Origin of the sequence: Achromobacter sp., from assembly GCF_032113835.1 — a bacterium.
Lineage (GTDB): Bacteria > Pseudomonadota > Gammaproteobacteria > Burkholderiales > Burkholderiaceae_B > Achromobacter.
In genome coordinates, this window is record NZ_DAMCTG010000031.1 from 35,684 (window position 1) to 53,098 (window position 17,415).

Genomic DNA, 17,415 nt, shown 5'->3' on the forward strand with positions numbered 1-17,415 from the left:
ACGAGGAGACAAGAAAATGTACGCAGTCATCGTCGCGCTGGTTGTCATTGCGCTCCTGGCCGCCGTGTTGCTGGGCGTGCGCCCCATCCGGCGGGCGCTGCTGTCCGCGCCGATCTTCAACCTGTACCGCAAGGTGCTGCCGCAGATGTCCGACACCGAGCGCGATGCGCTCGAGGCCGGCACCGTCTGGTGGGAAGGCGAGCTCTTTCGCGGCCGTCCCGACTGGAGCCGTCTGCTTGCCTATCCGCGGCCGCGCCTGACCGACGAAGAGCAGCGCTTCCTGGACAATCAGGCCGAGACCGCGTGCCGCATGGTCAATGACTGGAGCGTCACGCAAGAGCGCTTCGACCTGCCCGCCGACGTCTGGAACTATCTGAAGTCCGAGGGTTTCCTCGGCATGATCATTCCCAAGCAATACGGCGGCCTCGCGTTCTCCGCCTACGCCCATTCCGAAATCGTGACCAAGCTGTCCACGCGGTCCTCCGCGCTGGCCGTGTCGGTCATGGTGCCGAATTCGCTTGGCCCCGCCGAACTGCTGCTGCACTACGGCACCGAGGAACAGAAGAACCATTACCTGCCGCGTCTTGCGCGTGGCGAAGAGGTGCCGGCCTTCGCGCTGACCAGCCCCTGGGCGGGCTCGGACGCCGCAGCCATCCCCGACAGCGGCATCGTCTGCAAGGGCGAATGGCAGGGCCGCGAGGTCATCGGCATGCGCGTCACGTGGGACAAGCGCTACATCACGCTGGCGCCCGTCTGCACGCTGCTGGGCCTGGCGTTCCGCCTCTACGATCCGGACGGACTGCTGGGCGGCAAGAAGGATCTGGGCATCACCTGCGCGCTGGTTCCGCATGACCACCCCGGCGTGGACACAGGCCGCCGCCACTTCCCGCTGAACGCCATGTTCATGAACGGCCCGACGCGCGGCAACGACGTCTTCATGCCGCTGGACTTCATCATCGGCGGTCCCGCGATGGCCGGCCAAGGCTGGCGCATGCTGATGGAATGCCTGGCCGCGGGCCGCTCGATCTCCCTGCCCTCGTCCAACACCGGCATGTCCAAGCTGACGGCGCGTGCAGTGGGCGGCTATGCCCGCGTGCGCAGCCAGTTCCGCATGCCGGTCGGCAAGTTCGAAGGCGTCGAAGAGGCGCTGGCCCGCATCGGCGGAAACACCTACATGATGGACGCCGCGCGCACCATGACGGCGGGCGCGGTGGACCTGGGCGAAAAGCCCTCGGTCGTGTCGGCCATCGTGAAGTACCACGTCACCGAACGCGCGCGCCAGGTCGTCAACGACGGCATGGACGTGATCGGCGGCAAGGGCATCTGCCTGGGACCGTCCAACTTTCTGGGCCGCGCCTACCAGCAGATCCCCATCGGCATCACCGTCGAAGGCGCCAACATCCTGACGCGCAGCCTCATCATCTTCGGCCAGGGTGCGATCCGCTGCCATCCGTACGTGCTGGCCGAAATGCAGGCCGCGCAATCATCGGACCGCAAGCAGGGGCTGGACGATTTCGATGCCGCGTTCTGGGGCCATGCGGGCTTCGTGGTGCGCAACACGCTGCGGGCGCTGGGCGCCTCCCTGACCGGCGCGCGCTTCGTGGCCGTCAACGCCGACGTCGCGCCGGACATGAAGCGCTACTACCAGCTGCTGGGCCGCTATTCGGCCGCGTTCGCGCTGCTGGCGGACACATCGATGCTGGTGCTGGGCGGCAGCCTGAAGCGCCGCGAGCGTCTGTCGGCGCGCCTGGGCGATGTGCTGTCGCAGATGTACCTGATCAGCGCGACGCTCAAGCGCTTCGAGGACGAAGGCCGCCAGGCGGCCGACGCGCCGCTGGCGCACTGGTCGATCCAGGACGCGCTGTGCAAGCTGCAGGAGGCCTTTGACGGCGTGCTGGACAACTTCCCGAATCGCGCTGTCGCGTGGATCATCCGCCGCATCGTATTCCCGTGGGGCCACAGCCAGATTCCGCCGTCCGACCAGCTTGGCCAGGACGTGGCACGGCTGCTGATCAGCCCCAACGCCACGCGCGACCGCCTGACAGCCGGCTGCCATCTGCCCGACACCGCGGACGAACCCGTGGGCGCCATCGAGCAGGCGCTGGCCGCCACGCTCGAAGCCGAGCCCATCGAAGCCAAGATCCGCGACCTTGAAAAGCGCGGCGTCATGGACGGCAATCCGCAAGCCAACGTGCGCGACATCGCCGACGCGGCGGTCACCATCGGCGCGATCACCGCCGAAGAGTATGCGGTCGTCAAGCGCCGCAACCGCTTGCGCGATACCGTCGTCAAAGTGGATGATTTCCCCTTTGACCTCGGCGCCGCCGACGCAGACCGGCCCACGGCCGAACGCAAGGTCGCCTGAGGGAGGGAACGGATGGCATTCAAACCGGTTTACGTCGTCGATGGTTCACGCACGCCCTTCCTGAAGGCCCGCACGGGTCCGGGACCCTTCTCCGCCGGGGATCTGGCGGTACAGGCCGGCCGCGCCCTGCTGCTGCGCCAATCCTACGCGCCCTCTGACCTGGACGAGGTCATCGTGGGCTGCGCCGCCCCCTCGCCCGAAGAAGTCAACATCGGCCGCGTGATTTCGCTGCGGCTGGGCTGCGGTGATCGCGTGCCCGGCTGGACCGTCATGCGCAACTGCGCGTCCGGCATGCAGGCGCTGGATTCCGCCATTGCCAACATCCAGAACGGCCGTTCGCACCTGGTGCTGGCCGGCGGCACCGATGCGCTGTCGCGCGCGCCGGTGCTGTTTTCGGACGGCATGGTGCGCTGGCTGTCGCGTTGGTACGCCGCGCGCGGAGTGGGCGCCAAACTCAAGGCGCTGGGCGGGTTCCGGCCGAAGAACCTGGCCCCCGTCATCGGCCTGCTCAAGGGGCTGACCGATCCGGTCGTCGGCCTGTCGATGGGACAGACTGCCGAAAATATCGCCACGCTCTTTCACATCGACCGCGCCGCGATGGATGCCTACGCGGCGCGCAGCCACCAGCGCGCGCTCGCCGCGCGCGCGGCGGGCATGCCCGAGATCACGCCGCTCATCGACACGCAGGGCAAGCTGCACCCCCACGACGACGGCGTGCGCGACGACTCCACGCCGGACAAGCTGGCCAAGCTCAAGCCCGTGTTCGACAAGCCCTGGGGCAACATCACCGCAGGCAACAGCTCGCAGGTCACCGACGGCGCCGCAATGCTGGTGCTGGCCTCGGAAGAGGCCGTTCAAAAATGGAACCTGCGCCCGCTGGGACGCATTGTCGATACGCAATGGGCCGGTCTGGATCCCGCGATCATGGGCCTGGGTCCGGTGCATGCCGCCACGCCGATCCTGCAGCGCCATGGCCTGGGCTTGAATGATCTGGACTTGTGGGAGATCAACGAGGCTTTCGCCGCGCAGGTGCTAGGCTGCCTGGCCGCGTGGCGGGACGAGGCCTACTGCCAGCAGAATTTCGGCACGCCCGCCTGGGGCGAACTGGACGCCGCGCGGCTCAACGTCGACGGCGGCGCCATCGCCATCGGCCACCCGGTGGGCGCATCCGGCGCCCGCATCGTGCTGCATCTGCTGCACGCGCTCAAGCGCCGCGGCGCCCGGCGCGGCATGGCGGCCATCTGCATCGGCGGCGGCCAAGGCGGCGCGATGCTGGTCGAAACCCTGGACGAGGACCGCCCATGACGACACTGGATACGCTTTCCCACTGGCGCCTGGACCGCGACCCCGACGGGCTCGCCTGGCTGACCTTCGACCGCGCAGGCAGCGCGGTCAACGCGCTGTCGGCCGACACCCTGGCCGAACTCTCCGTGGTGCTGGACGCGCTGGACGCCGATCCGCCCAAGGGCCTCATCATCCAGTCCGGCAAGGCCACGGGCTTCATCGTGGGCGCCGACGTCAACGAATTCGCAACGCTGGACACGCCCGAGCAGGCGCGCGGACTGGTGTCGCGCGGCTGGAACCTCATGAACCGCCTGGCCGGCGTGCGCTATCCGACGCTGGCGCTCATCCAGGGCCATTGCCTGGGCGGCGGCCTTGAATTGGCGCTCGCCTGCCGTTACCGGCTGGTGGCCGATCAGCCCGGCGCCTCGCTGGCGCTGCCCGAAGTCATGCTGGGCATCTTCCCGGGATGGGGCGGCATGCTGCGCCTGCCGCAGGTCATCGGCGCGCCCGCCGCGCTGGACATGATGCTGACCGGCCGCGGCGCCGATGCGCGCCGCGCGGCTTCGCTGGGGCTGGTCGACGCGCGCGTCCCGCCGCGCCTGCTGCTCGCCGCGGCGCGCCAGACCGTCCTGTCTCGCAAGCCCGCCCGCCGCGCGCGCGGCCTGGGCGGACTGCTGAACCGCTGGCCGTTCAAGGCCATCGTCGCCAACCGCGCCCGCAAGCAGATTGCCGCCAAGGATCCGCTCGGCCACTATCCGGCCGCGCCCGCCATTGTGGAGATCTGGGAAAAGCATGGCGGCAACGCGCTGAAGGCGCCCGACCTCATCGACCGCATCATTTCGTCCGGCACGGCGCGCAACCTGTTGCGCGTGTTCCGCCTGCAGGAGCGCCTGAAGGCCAATGGCAAGCAGCCCGGCGCCGCGCCGGCGCGCCACGTGCATGTGGTGGGCGCGGGCGTGATGGGCGGCGACATCGCGGCATGGTGCGCACTCAAAGGCATGACCGTCACGCTGCAGGACCAGGAGATGTCGCGCATCGCGCCCGCCATCAAGCGCGCCGCCGAGCTCTACGCACGCCGCCTGAAGGATCCGCGCCTGGCGCGCGCCGCGTTCGACCGGCTGGTGCCGGATCCGGCGGGCGGCGGCGTGCCGCTGGCGGACGTCGTCATCGAAGCCATCAGCGAGCAGCCCGAGGCCAAGCGCGCGTTGTACCAGTCGCTGGAGCCGCGCATGAAGCCGGACGCGCTGCTGGCCACCAACACGTCCAGCCTGTCGCTGGAAACACTGCGCGAGGGCCTGGCGCGTCCGGAACGTCTGGTGGGCATCCACTTCTTCAACCCGGTGGCCAAGATGCCGCTGGTGGAAGTCGTGCACGCGGACGGCGACGATCCCGCCATCGCGGCCCGCGCCTGCGCCTTCGTGGGCCAGATCGACAAGCTGGCGCTGCCGGTCAAGAGCGCGCCCGGATTTCTGGTGAACGCGGTGCTGGCGCCCTACATGCTGCAGGCCATGCGCAGCGTGGACGACGGCGTCGCACCGGAATCCGTGGACGCCGCCATGGTGGCCTTCGGCATGCCGATGGGGCCGCTGGAACTGGCGGACACCGTGGGTCTCGACATCGCGCGCGACGCTGGTGCACAGCTTGCCGACGGCGCGGAACCGCCGCGCTGCCTGGCCGACCGCCTGGCGCGCAACGAACTGGGCAAGAAGAGCGGCAAGGGCTTTTACACCTGGCGCGACGGCAAGCCGGTCAAGCAGCGCGACCCCGCCGCCGCGCCGGCCGGCTTGGCGCAGCGCCTGATCCAGCCCCTCATCGACGCGACGCGGCAACGCGTGTCCAGCGGCATCGTGGCCGACGCCGACCTGGCGGACGCCGGCGTGATTTTTGGGACGGGTTTCGCGCCTTTCACGGGCGGCCCCTTGCATTACGAAGACGGCAGCACCCAGCAGCACCGCAGTACGGCGGCTCGCGCCGAATAGACCGGCCACACCAGGCCGGCAGTGGAAAAGAGACACACATTCAACTCGAGGAGTCAGTACCATGCGCAGACGTCCATTGTCCCTGAGCACCCTGTCGGCCATCCTGGTCGGCCTGGGCGCATCCGCAACGTCCTACGCTGCCGGCTTTCAGCTCTTGGAGCAGAACGCCAGCGGCCTGGGCAACGCGTATGCCGGCTCGGCGGCAAACCCGGAGAATGCCAGCATCATGTATTTCAACCCGGCAGGCTTGACCTATCTGCCGGGCCTTAATTTCTCCGGCGGGGTAAACCTGATCAAGCCGTCGTTCAAGTTTTCGGACAACGGCAACAGCCGCAATCCCAGCGTGCCCGGCATTCCCGGATCAGGATTGAACGGTTCCATTCCCACCGGCGGTAATGGCGGGGACGCGGGCCACCTGGGCGTCGTGCCCAACATCTATGCCTCCTGGCAACTGAACGAGCAGTGGTACATCGGCCTGGGCATCGGCGCCCCCTTCGGCCTGATGACCGAATACGACGACGGCTGGGTCGGCCAGTACCACTCGAACAAGTTCGACATCAAGACCATCAACGTCAACCCGTCCATCGCCTACAAGGTCAACGAGAAGTTCTCGATGGGCTTTGGCCTGAACTGGCAGCACATCGACGCGAACTACAAGAAAAAGACCGTGGTGCCCATCGCCGGCCTGCCGCTGGCCACGAATGGCGACGCGGACCTGAACCTGAAGGGCGACGCGTGGGGCTGGAACGTCGGCTTCATGCTGCAACCCACCGAAGACACCCGCATCGGCCTGTCGTATCGCTCGAAGATCAAGCACTCGGCCAAGGGCGACACCGACATCGACAACATCGGCCCGACCGGCCAGCGCGTGTCGTTTGACGCCAAGGCCAATGTCGACCTGCCCGACACGCTGATCCTGAGCGCCACGCACCAACTCAACGAAAGATGGGAACTGCTGGGCGACGTGTCGTGGACGGGCTGGAGCAGCATCCCCCAGTTGAAGATCAAGAACTCGGGTCCGGGCGCGCGTGACGATGTGCTGCCGCTCAACTTCCGCGATACCTGGCGCGTTGCCGTGGGCACCAACTACAAGTTCGCCCCCGCCTGGAAGTGGAAGTTCGGCCTGGCCTTCGACCAATCGCCGGTGCACGATGCCGCCGACCGTCCCACGTCCCTGCCCGACAACGATCGCTACTGGTTCTCGACCGGCGTGCAATGGGCCGCCACGAAGTCCACCACGATCGACGTCGGCTACACCTACCTATACCTGCGCAAGACGGACATCGACACCACGTCCGGCAGCCAGGCCACCAAGGGCCGCGTGGCGGGCACGTACGACAGCAACGGCCACATCTTCGGCCTGCAGCTCTCGTCCCGCTTCTAGGCTTGAACGGTCGGACGGCCGCCGCGCCGTCCGACCGATTTTTCAGGAGACTTCTTTGAGCAAGTTCGTCGTCAAACACGTCGCCGTGCTGGGTGCCGGCGTCATGGGCGCGCAGATCGCCGCCCACCTGGCCAATGCCGGCGTGCCGGTCACGCTGTTCGACCTGGCCGCCCGCGAAGGCGACCGCAACAGCATCGTCAAGAAGGCGCTGGCCGGTCTCAAGAAACTGGAACCCGCGCCGCTGGCCGGCGCATCCCGCCTCGCCCTGATCACGCCCGCCAACTACGATGACGACCTGGAGCGCCTGCAAGGCTGCGACCTCATCATCGAAGCCATCGCCGAGCGCATGGACTGGAAGACGGCGCTCTACGAACGCATTGCCTCGCATGTCGCGCCCGGCGCCATCGTTGCCTCCAACACCTCCGGCCTGTCCATCGACGCGCTGGCCAATGCGCTGCCCGCCGGGCTGCGCGACCGCTTCTGCGGCATCCATTTCTTCAATCCGCCGCGCTACATGCGCCTGGTGGAAATCATCGCCACGTCGCACACGCAACCGGCCGTGCTGGACCAGCTGGAAACCTGGCTGACGTCTGCGCTGGGCAAAGGCGTGATCCGCGCACTGGATACCCCGAACTTCGTGGCCAACCGCATCGGCGTGTTCTCGATCCTGGCCGCCATGCACCATACCGCGCGCCTGGGACTGGCCTTCGATGAAGTCGACGCGCTGACCGGCCCCAAGATCGGCCGCCCCAAGAGCGCCACGTACCGCACCGCCGACGTGGTCGGTCTGGATACGCTGGCCCACGTCGTGGGCACGATGGAAAAGAACCTGCCCGACGATCCGTGGCACCAATACTTCGCGCTGCCCGAATGGCTGTCGGCGCTGATTTCCAAGGGCGCGCTCGGCCAGAAGACCGGCGCAGGCGTCTATCGCAAGCAAGGCCGCGAGATCCAGGTGCTGGATCTGAAAAAGCAGAATTACGCGCCCGGCACGGGCAAGCTGGCCGACGAGGTTGCGGCGCTGCTCAAGGAACGCGATCCGGCCAAGCGCTTTGCCGCGCTGCGCGCCAGCGAGCATCCGCAGGCGCAATTCCTGTGGAGCCTGTTCCGCGACATCTTCCACTACAGCGCCGTGCAGCTTGAGCACGTGGCCGACAACGCGCGCGATCTGGACCTGGCCATGCGCTGGGGCTTCGGCTGGTCGCAAGGCCCGTTTGAAACGTGGCAGGCCGCGGGCTGGCAGGCGATTGCCGCCGCCGTCGCCGAGGACATCGCCGCCGGCCGCGCCATGAGCGACACGCCCCTGCCCGCCTGGGTGCTGGAGTCCAACCGCCAGGGCGTGCATGCCCCTGAAGGTTCGTATTCCGCGCGCACCGGCAAGCTGCATCCGCGCTCCACGTTGCCGGTGTACGCGCGCCAGCTGTTCCCGGAGCGCGTCGTGGGCGAAGCCCCCGACGACCGTGGCGTCACCGTTTGGGAAAACGAAGGCGTGCGCCTGTGGAACCTGCCGCAGGTCGACGCGGGCATCGCCATCCTGTCCGTCACGTCGCGCAACCACACGCTGGGCGCCGAAGTGCTGGAAGGCGTCTTGCAGGCGGTGGCCAAGGCCGAACGAGAATTCGATGGCCTGGTCATCTGGCACGACGCGCCTTTCGCGGTCGGCGCGAACCTGCAGCAGGTGGTCGAAGCCTGCGCGGCGGGCGAGTGGGACATGCTGGAAGCCACGGTCGAAAAGTTCCAGCGCGCCTCGCAGTCGTTCAAGTACGCGCAGATTCCGACGGTGGCTGCCGTGCAGGGCATGGCGCTGGGCGGCGGCTGCGAATTCCTGATGCACGCCTCGCACCGCGTGCTGGCGCTGGAAAGCTACATCGGCCTCGTCGAGGCCGGCGTGGGCCTGATTCCGGCGGGCGGCGGCAGCAAGGAATTCGCCGCGCGCGCCGCGGCGCTGGCGGCCAGGACGGCCACGCCGGGCGAGGTCTTCCCGTACCTGCATCCGGTCTTCCAGACGATTGCCATGGCGCAGGTCGCCAAGAGCGGGCTGGAAGCCATCGAGGCCGGCTTTGCGCGCGAACACGACATCGTGCTGTTCCATCCCGGCGAACTGCTCTATGTGGCCATCGGCCAGGCGCGCGCCGCGGCGCAGGCCGGATACACCCCGCCCCCACATTTGCAGAACGTGCCGGTGGCCGGCCGCAACGGCATCGCCAACTTCGAGATGGTGCTGGTCAACATGCGCGAAGGCGGCATGATCAGCGCGCACGATTACCGCGTGGCGCGCAGCGCGGCGGTTGCACTGTGCGGCGGCGAGGTCGAGACCGGCGCCAAGGTCGACGAGGAATGGCTGCTGGCCGTGGAGCGCAAGGAATTCGTGGCGCTCTTGCGCACGCCGGAAACCCAGGCGCGCATCCGCCACACGCTGGAAACCGGCAAGCCACTTCGGAACTAGCCTAAAGGAAATGGATATGAGCACGCAGATCCAAGACGCCTACATCGTCGCCGCCACGCGCTTGCCGGTGGGCAAGCGCAATGGCGCCTACATCACCACCCGTCCCGACGACATGCTGGCTGCCGCGCTGAATGGCGCGCTGGCGCAGGTGCCGGGCCTGGACGCGGCCCGCATCGAGGACGTCATCGCCGGCTGCGCCATGCCGGAGGCCGAACAGGGCATGAACGTGGCCCGCATCAGCCTGCTGCTGGCGGGGCTGCCGCAAAGCGTGGCGGGCGTCACCGTCAATCGCTTCTGCGCATCGGGCCTGCAGGCCGTGGCGGACGCCGCCGCCCGCATCCGCATGGGCGAGGCCGACATCATGATCGGCGCGGGCACCGAATCCATGAGCGCCATGCCGCAGATCATGGGCAACAAGGTGTCCATGAATCCGGAAATCTTTGCCCATGACGAGAACGTCGGCATGGCGTTCGGCATGGGGCTGACCGGCGAGAAGGTCGCCGAGCGCTGGAAGGTGTCGCGCGAAGATCAGGACGCCTTTGCGCTGGCGTCGCACCAGAAGGCCTGCGCGGCCATCGCTGCCGGCCACTTCCGCGCCGAGACCACGCCTTATGAGGTGGTCACGCATCTGCCGGACGGCGCCAGCGGCGCGGTGCGCGTGGCGCGCCGGCTTATCGAGGTCGACGAAGGCCCGCGCCCGGACAGCAGCCTGGAAGCGCTGGCCCGCTTGAAGCCCGTGTTCTCCACGCGTGGCAGCGTCACGGCCGGCAACAGCTCGCAGATGTCCGATGGCGCGGCGGCCGTGATCCTGGTGTCCGACCGCATCCTGCGCGAATTCAACCTCAGCCCGCTCGCCCGCTTTGCAGGCTTTGCCGTGGCCGGCGTGCCGCCCGAGGTCATGGGCATCGGTCCGGTCGCCGCCATCCCCAAGGTGCTGGACCGCGCCGGCATCAAGCAGGACGCGCTGGACTGGATCGAGCTCAACGAAGCCTTCGCGGCGCAGTCGCTGGCCGTGATCCGCGAGCTGAAGCTGGACCCGTCCAAGGTCAATCCGCTGGGCGGCGCCATTGCGCTGGGCCACCCGCTGGGCGCCACCGGCGCGATCCGCACCGCCACGATCACGCACGGACTGCGCCGCACCGGCGGCAAGTACGGGCTGGTCACGATGTGCATCGGCACGGGCATGGGCGCCGCCGGCCTGTTCGAGGCCATGTAAACAGGCGAACAGCGTGAAGCCCTACTGGTTCAAGAACCTGTCGCCCGAGTGGCGCGCGCGGCTGATGCGGGTGGGCTTCAATCTGCATCCGGCCTTTCGCGCCACCGGCGGCCGCGTGTTGCACGTGTCGCCGGACTTCCAGCACATCCGCATCAAGCTGCCGCTGCTGCGCCGCACGCGCAATATCGTGGGGTCGATGTACGGCGGCTCGCTGTTCGCCGTGACGGACGGCGCTCATCCGACCATGCTGATGTCGGCGCTGGGCGCCGATCACATCGTGTGGGACAAGGCGGCATCGATCCGATTCAGGAAGCCCGCCTACACCACGCTGTACGTCGACTTCCGGCTGCCGCCGGGCGAGATCGCCGAAATCCGGCGTCTTCTCGCCTCGCATCACGAAACGACCCGCACCTACACGGTCGAACTGAAGGACAGGGACGACGTCGTGTACGCCGTCGTGGAACGCACGATCTACATCGCAGACAAGAAGTTCTACAAACAGAAGAACACTGGAGGTGACAAATGCGTTTCAACCCCGGAGGGCGCGCCGCCGCTCTGAGTCTGATTCTTGCCGCCACCCTGGCGGGCGCGCCGGCCCACGCTGACGTCGACGTCGCCGGCGTGCGCGTGCCCGAACAGCTTGCCGAAGGCGGCCACGCGCTGACGCTGAACGGCGCCGGCCTGCGCACCCGCTTCGTCGTGAAGGTCTACGTGGCGGCGCTGTACGTCACCACCAAGACCCACGACGCCGCCGCGATCATCGGCAGCACCGAACCGCGCCGGATCCGTCTGCAAATGCTGCGCGACGTGGACAGCAAGAGCCTGGACGGGGCGCTGCAGGACGGATTGCGCGACAATACGCCCTCGCAGGCGCTGGCCGCGTTGAAGGAACCCGCTGAACGCCTGTCGCGCCTGATGGCCGACATCGGCGCCGCGCGCGAAGGCGATGTCATCGACCTGGACTTCGACGCCCGTGGCGTTGCAATCGCCAGCAACGGCAAGCCGCGCGGCCGCATCGACGATCCCGCCTTCGCCCGCGCCCTGCTGCGCGTCTGGCTGGGCGACAGCCCCGCGCAGGCTTCCCTGAAGAAAGCCCTGTTGGGCAACTAGGGCCTTGCGCCCCAACGGAACCGCAAGACATGGAACGAATCTGGCACAAGAGCTATCCCTACGGTGTGCCCGCCGAGATCGAGACCGACGGCGAGACAACGCTGGTGACGATCATCGAGGAAAGCTTCCGGCGCTTTCCCGGCAAGACGGCCTACATCAGCATGGGCAAGTCGATCACCTATGCCGAACTGGACGCGCTGACGCGCCGCTTCGCGGCTTGGCTGCACGCCAACGGCCTCGCCCGCGGCGACCGCGTCGCGCTGATGATGCCCAACCTGCTGCAGTATCCCGTTTGCCTCTTCGGCGCCCTGCGCGCCGGCTGCATCGTGGTCAACTGCAACCCGCTCTACACCGCGCGCGAACTGGAACACCAGTTGGCCGATGCCGGCGCCCGCGCCATCGTGGTCGCGGACAACTTCGCGGCGACGGTGCAAAAGGCCTTGCCGGGCACGCAGGTCGAGCACGTGCTAGTCACCTCCATCGGAGAAATGCTGGGTCCGATCAAGGGGCGTCTGGTCGATTTTGCGGTCCGGCGCGTCAAGCGCATGGTGCCCGCGTGGTCGCTGCCGCGTTCGCACAAGCTGGGCGATGCGCTGCGGGCGGCGCGCGACCTGCCGTTCAACGACATGCAGCTCTCGCCTGCCGACCTGGCGTTCCTGCAATACACGGGCGGCACGACCGGCGTGGCCAAGGCCGCCATGCTGTCGCACGGCAACATGGTGGCCAACGTGAGCCAGGCGTACGCGTGGGTAAGACCCCTGGTGAAAGACGGCGAGGAATGCATCGTCACCGCCCTGCCGCTGTATCACATCTTCGCGCTGACGGCGAACTGCCTGACCTTCATGAAGCTGGGCGCAAGCAATCTGCTCATCGTCAATCCGCGGGATATCCCCGGGCTGATCAAGGAAATGGGCAAAGTGCCGATCTCGGCCTTTACCGGCGTCAACACGCTGTTTAACGCGCTGCTCAACCACCCCGATTTTGCGCACCTGGATTTCTCGCGCCTGCGGCTCACCATGGGCGGCGGCATGGCGGTGCAGCGGTCGGTGGCGGACCGCTGGCGCGCGGCGACCGGCGTGTCGATTGCCCAGGCCTACGGCCTGACTGAAACGTCGCCCGCGGTCACCATCAATCCGCTGGACACCAAGATCTTCAATGGATCCATCGGATTGCCCGTGCCGTCCACCGACCTGTCGATCCGCGACGACGCGGGCCGCGAACTGGGCATCGGTGAAACCGGCGAGATCTGCGTGCGCGGTCCGCAGGTCACGCGGGGCTACTGGAACCGGCCAGACGAGACGGCGCTTGTCATGCACCCGGACGGCTTTCTGCGGACAGGCGACGTGGGCTACGTCGACGAGACCGGCTACGTGTATCTGGTAGACCGCAAGAAGGACATGATCCTGGTGTCGGGCTTCAACGTGTACCCGAACGAGGTCGAGGACGTGGCCGCGCTGCATCCCGGCGTGCGTGAGGTGGCCGCCGTGGGCGTACCCGACGAGCGCTCCGGCGAGGCGGTCAAACTGTTCGTGATCCGCAAGGACCCCACGCTGGACGCGGAAACGCTGATCGCGCATTGCCGCAGCCAGCTGACCGGCTACAAGGTGCCGCGCCACATCGAGTTCCGCGACGACCTGCCGCGCACCAACGTGGGCAAGATCTTGCGGCGCGAACTGCGTCCCGACGCGCCGGCGCCGGGCGCAGCACCGGCTCCCACAACTGCCGCCACGTCCGCCAGCACCGCGAGCACCGTCAACCAGACGACCGGCCAGCGCTGATTGGCGCACCGCCCACCGTACCCCGTTTTCGCGGTTGAAACATTGTGGCGCGCCGCCAACAGCACCCGTGGCGGCGCCGGGCGCCAGCGTGGGCCGGCGATCGCTTCAACCCCTTGAATTGACAGAAGTTTCCTGAGCAAGCCCTGCCGCCTTGAATGGCCGCAGGGCTTTTTTACATCTTCCTGCGACGCGCACTATTGGCTGGGAACATCGCCACAATTGATAATTATTATCATTGTTACTTCTATATGTAACTGGCCGCACTTAACCGACGCCAGTGGGGAGATCCTCTTGAAGCACCATCACACCCCGGCCGCCCTGCGCGCGCGGCTGCACCCCCGTGTTCCCGCCGCCGCCGCACTGGCCGCCTGCCTGGGCGCGGGCGCCGCGCACGCGCAGCCCGAACAGCCCGCCACCCTGCCCGCCGTGCAGGTGCTTGGCACCGGCGAAACCGCCACCGGTCCCGTCGACGGATACGTGGCCCGGCGCAGCGCCACCGGCACCAAGACCGACACGCCGCTGTCCGAGACTCCCCAGGCCATCACCGTTATCCCGCGTGAGCAGATCATCGACCAGGGTTCGCAGAACGTGCAGGACACGATGAACTACGCGGCCGGCGTGCGGCCCAACGCCTACGGCGTGGACAACCGGGGCGATTACGTGCGCGTGCGTGGCGTGGAACCCGTGCAGTACCTGGACGGCCTGCGCCAGTTCTTCAGCTTCAACAACCCGCGCACCGAGGTTTATGGCCTGGAACGCGTCGAGGTGCTGCGCGGCCCGTCGTCGATGCTGTACGGACAGGGCAGCACCGGCGGCATCGTCAACCTGGTCAGCAAGCGCCCGCAGGCCGAGCAGCAGGGCGAAATCGGCGTGCAGCTGGGCAACTTCAACCGCCGCGAGATCCAGGCCGACATCACCGGCCCGCTGACCGAGGACGGCCAGTGGCTGTATCGCGTGGTGGCGCTGGGCCGCGATAGCGACACGCAGGTGCAGTACGCGCAGGACGACCGCATGTTCCTCGCGCCGTCGCTCACATGGCAACCCAGCGCGGCCACGTCGCTGACGCTGCAGGCCTCTTGGCAGAAGGACCGGTCCGGCACGACGCAATCGTTCCTGCCCTGGAGCGGCACCGTCGAGCACAACCCCAACGGCCGCATCCCGACGCGCCGCTTTGCCAGCGAGCCGGGCTTTGACGCGTACGACACCGAGCAATTCAACGTCGGCTGGCTGTTCGAACACAAGTTCAACGACACCTGGAAGGTCCGCCAGAGCTTCCGCAACACGGTCAGCAGCGTGGACTACAAATCGCTGTACCCGAACGTGTATGGCGACCGTCGCGGCAATTCGTACATCGATCCCGACCAGACCACCGTCGACCGCTTCTACTACATCAACAAGCCGCGCATGCGCACGCTGCTGGCCGACCAGAACCTGGAAGGCAAGCTGAACTGGGGCCGCACGCAGCACACCGTCATCGTCGGCATGGACTACACGCGTTATCGCGAAACCAGCCAGTCGGACAGCGGGCTGGGATCGCCGCTGAACCTGTACCACCCGGCGTATGGCAACGCGCCCGACTACACGCTCAGCGACTCGCCCAAGCAGCGCCAGCAGCAGTTGGGCTTCTATGCGCAGGACCAGATCACGTTCGACAAGAACTGGATCCTGCTGGCCGGCATCCGCCGTGATCGCGTCGAAAGCACGGCCGAAGGCCAGGACAAGGAAACCGACCAGGCCACCACCAAGCGCTTCGGCCTGATGTACGCGGCCGACAACGGCTGGTCGCCGTACGTGAGCTACAGCGAGTCCTTCACCCCCATCGCGGGCGCGGACTTCTACGACCAGCGCTGGAAGCCCATGCGCGGCAAGCAGTGGGAAGTGGGCCTGAAGTACATGCCGCCGGGCGCCGACCTGGAATTCACGGCAGCGGCGTACGACCTGCGCGAAAGCAACCGCCAGACCAACGATCCGGACAATCCGAACAATCAGATCCAGGCGGGCAAGACGCGCACGCGCGGTGTCGAACTGGAGATGCGCGGGCGCGTCACCCAGAACGTGGACGTGATCGCCAACTACATCTACACCGAAATCGATCCGCAGCTTGAAGGCATGCCCAAGCACATGGTGTCGCTGTGGAGCAAGTACCGCTTCGCGCTGGCGGGTCAGCCCGGCTTCGCGGTCGGCGCCGGGGCGCGCTTCCTGTCCAAGTTCCGCGACGGCGGCGCGCCGGAGACGCCTTCGGTCACGCTGTTCGATGCGATGGTCAGCTACTCCAGCGGCCCGTGGCGTTACGCGCTCAACGTCAACAACATCGCGGACCGCACATACGAAGTGGTCTGCCTGGATCGTGGCGACTGCTTCTACGGCGCGCGCCGCACGGTCATGTTGAGCGGCGCGTACCGCTTCTGACGCAGAAACCGTCCCCATATCCGGGACGGTCATTGGGGTCAACCTGTACGTACATGCTGTACGTACAGGTGTACACTACGATTTTTTCACCCGTCCGACAGACGCGCGCATGAACGTCTGCAACCCAGAAAAATCGTCCTGGAGACCTCGATAGTGTCGACCGCAACTACCCGCTCGCCCTTTTTTGGCACGATGCAGAAAATCCCTGGTGGATTGATGCTGGTGCCGCTGATCCTGGGTTCCCTGATCGGCACCTTCGCCCCTGATGCGCTCGCCATCGGCGGCTTCACCACCGCCCTCTTCAAGAACAGCGCGCTGCCGCTGATCGCGCTGCTGATCTTCGCAACCGGCACGCACGTCAACGCCCGCACCGGCGGCCCGATCCTGGCGACCGCCGGCACCATCCTGCTGATGAAGACGCTCGTGCCCGCCACGCTCATCATCATCCTGGGCAGCTACGTCGGCCTTGACGGCCTGTGGGGCGTGTCGATCCTGGCCATGCTGGCCGCGTTCGACAACAGCAACGGCGGCCTGTGGCTCGCCTACACCGGCCAGTACGGCGATGCCCGCGACCGCGGCGCCTACGTCGCCAGCGCAGTCAACGACGGCCCGTTCTTCAGCCTGCTGTTCCTCGGCGCGTCCGGTCTGGCCGACATCCCGATGATCGCCCTGGTGGCGGCGCTGGTGCCCTTCCTGCTGGGTGTGGTCGTCGGCAACCTGGACCCCAAGTGGCGTGACGTGCTCAAGCCCGTGCCCAACATCGTCATCCCGTTCTTCGCCTTCGCGCTGGGCACCGGCATCGACCTGGGCGCCGTGGTTGGCGGCGGCATCAGCGGCCTGATCCTGGGCCTCATCATCAGCCCGATCACCGGCGGCCTGGTCTACCTGGGCTACCGCATGATCCTGCGCCGCGGCGGCAAGAGCGGCCTGGGCTTCGCGGCCGGCACCACCGCCGGCAACGCCATCGCCACGCCCGCCGTGGTCGCGGCGGCCGACCCCAACTTCCAGCAATACGTGTCGACCGCCACCGCGCAGGTCGCCGCATGCGTGCTGATCAGTTCCATTCTGGCCCCGGTGCTGGCATCCTGGTTCCTCAAGCGCGCCGGTGAACTGAAGTCCGAGGACCCCGACGCCACCGTCGCACCGCCCCTGACCGAAGCCCGCGGAGAGGCCCTGTGAAACCCACGATCGCCATCGTCGCCGACGACCTGACCGGATCCGGCGACACCGCCGTGCAATTCGTGCGCGCCGGCTGGTGCACGCACCTGTCGATCGGCGGCGCGGACGAGGCCCTGTCCGGGCCGGCCCACGACGGCGTCGAGGTGCTGGCCGTCACGACCAACAGCCGCGCGCTAAGCGCGGCCGATGCGGCCGACGTCATTCGCGGCAACGTGCGCCAGCTTCGCGATGCGGGCGTGACGCGCCTGTACAAGAAGGTCAATGG

At 67.4% G+C, this 17,415-nt stretch carries 12 protein-coding genes; all 12 read left to right on the top strand.

What is annotated here, in order from left to right:
* Positions 1–16 precede the first annotated feature (16 nt).
* Positions 17–2,365, top strand: coding sequence for an acyl-CoA dehydrogenase (locus RT697_RS13220; protein ID WP_313699432.1), 2,349 nt, complete (start codon positions 17–19; stop codon positions 2,363–2,365).
* Positions 2,366–2,377: 12 nt separating this feature from the next.
* The gene (locus RT697_RS13225; RefSeq protein WP_313699433.1) at positions 2,378–3,670 is read left to right on the top strand and encodes an acetyl-CoA C-acetyltransferase; all 1,293 of its coding nucleotides are present in this window, start codon (positions 2,378–2,380) and stop codon (positions 3,668–3,670) included.
* Complete coding sequence (locus RT697_RS13230; RefSeq protein WP_313699434.1) at positions 3,667–5,628, top strand: 3-hydroxyacyl-CoA dehydrogenase NAD-binding domain-containing protein; 1,962 nt, start codon at positions 3,667–3,669, stop codon at positions 5,626–5,628. Before RT697_RS13225 ends, RT697_RS13230 begins: the two co-directional genes overlap by 4 nt.
* A 61-nt stretch (positions 5,629–5,689) precedes the next feature.
* On the top strand, positions 5,690–7,012 hold the full coding sequence (locus RT697_RS13235) for an OmpP1/FadL family transporter (protein ID WP_313699436.1): 1,323 nt from the start codon (positions 5,690–5,692) through the stop codon (positions 7,010–7,012).
* Positions 7,013–7,067: 55 nt separating this feature from the next.
* Positions 7,068–9,458 carry a 3-hydroxyacyl-CoA dehydrogenase/enoyl-CoA hydratase family protein gene (locus tag RT697_RS13240; RefSeq protein ID WP_313699438.1) on the top strand — a complete coding sequence of 797 codons (2,391 nt, stop codon included), beginning with the start codon at positions 7,068–7,070 and terminating at the stop codon, positions 9,456–9,458.
* A 16-nt stretch (positions 9,459–9,474) separates the two neighbouring features.
* Entirely contained in the window at positions 9,475–10,674 is a 1,200-nt protein-coding gene (locus tag RT697_RS13245; RefSeq protein WP_313699440.1) for an acetyl-CoA C-acyltransferase, read from the top strand.
* Between the two features lie 13 nt (positions 10,675–10,687).
* The gene (locus RT697_RS13250) at positions 10,688–11,233 is read left to right on the top strand and encodes a DUF4442 domain-containing protein (RefSeq protein ID WP_313699442.1); all 546 of its coding nucleotides are present in this window, start codon (positions 10,688–10,690) and stop codon (positions 11,231–11,233) included.
* Positions 11,197–11,784, top strand: coding sequence for a chalcone isomerase family protein (locus RT697_RS13255; RefSeq protein ID WP_313699444.1), 588 nt, complete (start codon positions 11,197–11,199; stop codon positions 11,782–11,784). Before RT697_RS13250 ends, RT697_RS13255 begins: the two co-directional genes overlap by 37 nt.
* 29 nt (positions 11,785–11,813) lie before the next feature.
* Positions 11,814–13,562: an AMP-binding protein gene (locus RT697_RS13260; RefSeq protein WP_313699446.1), complete on the top strand. Its 1,749-nt coding sequence runs from the start codon at positions 11,814–11,816 to the stop codon at positions 13,560–13,562.
* Positions 13,563–13,880: 318 nt separating this feature from the next.
* Complete coding sequence (locus RT697_RS13265) at positions 13,881–15,971, top strand: TonB-dependent siderophore receptor (protein WP_313699454.1); 2,091 nt, start codon at positions 13,881–13,883, stop codon at positions 15,969–15,971.
* A 192-nt stretch (positions 15,972–16,163) separates the two neighbouring features.
* Entirely contained in the window at positions 16,164–17,150 is a 987-nt protein-coding gene (locus tag RT697_RS13270) for a 2-keto-3-deoxygluconate permease (RefSeq protein ID WP_409517437.1), read from the top strand.
* The coding region (locus tag RT697_RS13275; RefSeq protein WP_313699449.1) for a four-carbon acid sugar kinase family protein at positions 17,147–17,415 on the top strand (269 nt) is incomplete at its 3' end. The genes RT697_RS13270 and RT697_RS13275, both read left to right, overlap by 4 nt.

Coding starts and splice junctions, on each gene's coding strand:
- RT697_RS13260 (WP_313699446.1), top strand. CDS start 11,814: ATGGAACGAATCTGGCACAAGAGCTATCCCTACGGTGTGCCCGCCGAG.
- RT697_RS13245 (WP_313699440.1), top strand. CDS start 9,475: ATGAGCACGCAGATCCAAGACGCCTACATCGTCGCCGCCACGCGCTTG.
- RT697_RS13270 (WP_409517437.1), top strand. CDS start 16,164: ATGCAGAAAATCCCTGGTGGATTGATGCTGGTGCCGCTGATCCTGGGT.
- RT697_RS13220 (WP_313699432.1), top strand. CDS start 17: ATGTACGCAGTCATCGTCGCGCTGGTTGTCATTGCGCTCCTGGCCGCC.
- RT697_RS13225 (WP_313699433.1), top strand. CDS start 2,378: ATGGCATTCAAACCGGTTTACGTCGTCGATGGTTCACGCACGCCCTTC.
- RT697_RS13255 (WP_313699444.1), top strand. CDS start 11,197: ATGCGTTTCAACCCCGGAGGGCGCGCCGCCGCTCTGAGTCTGATTCTT.
- RT697_RS13235 (WP_313699436.1), top strand. CDS start 5,690: ATGCGCAGACGTCCATTGTCCCTGAGCACCCTGTCGGCCATCCTGGTC.
- RT697_RS13230 (WP_313699434.1), top strand. CDS start 3,667: ATGACGACACTGGATACGCTTTCCCACTGGCGCCTGGACCGCGACCCC.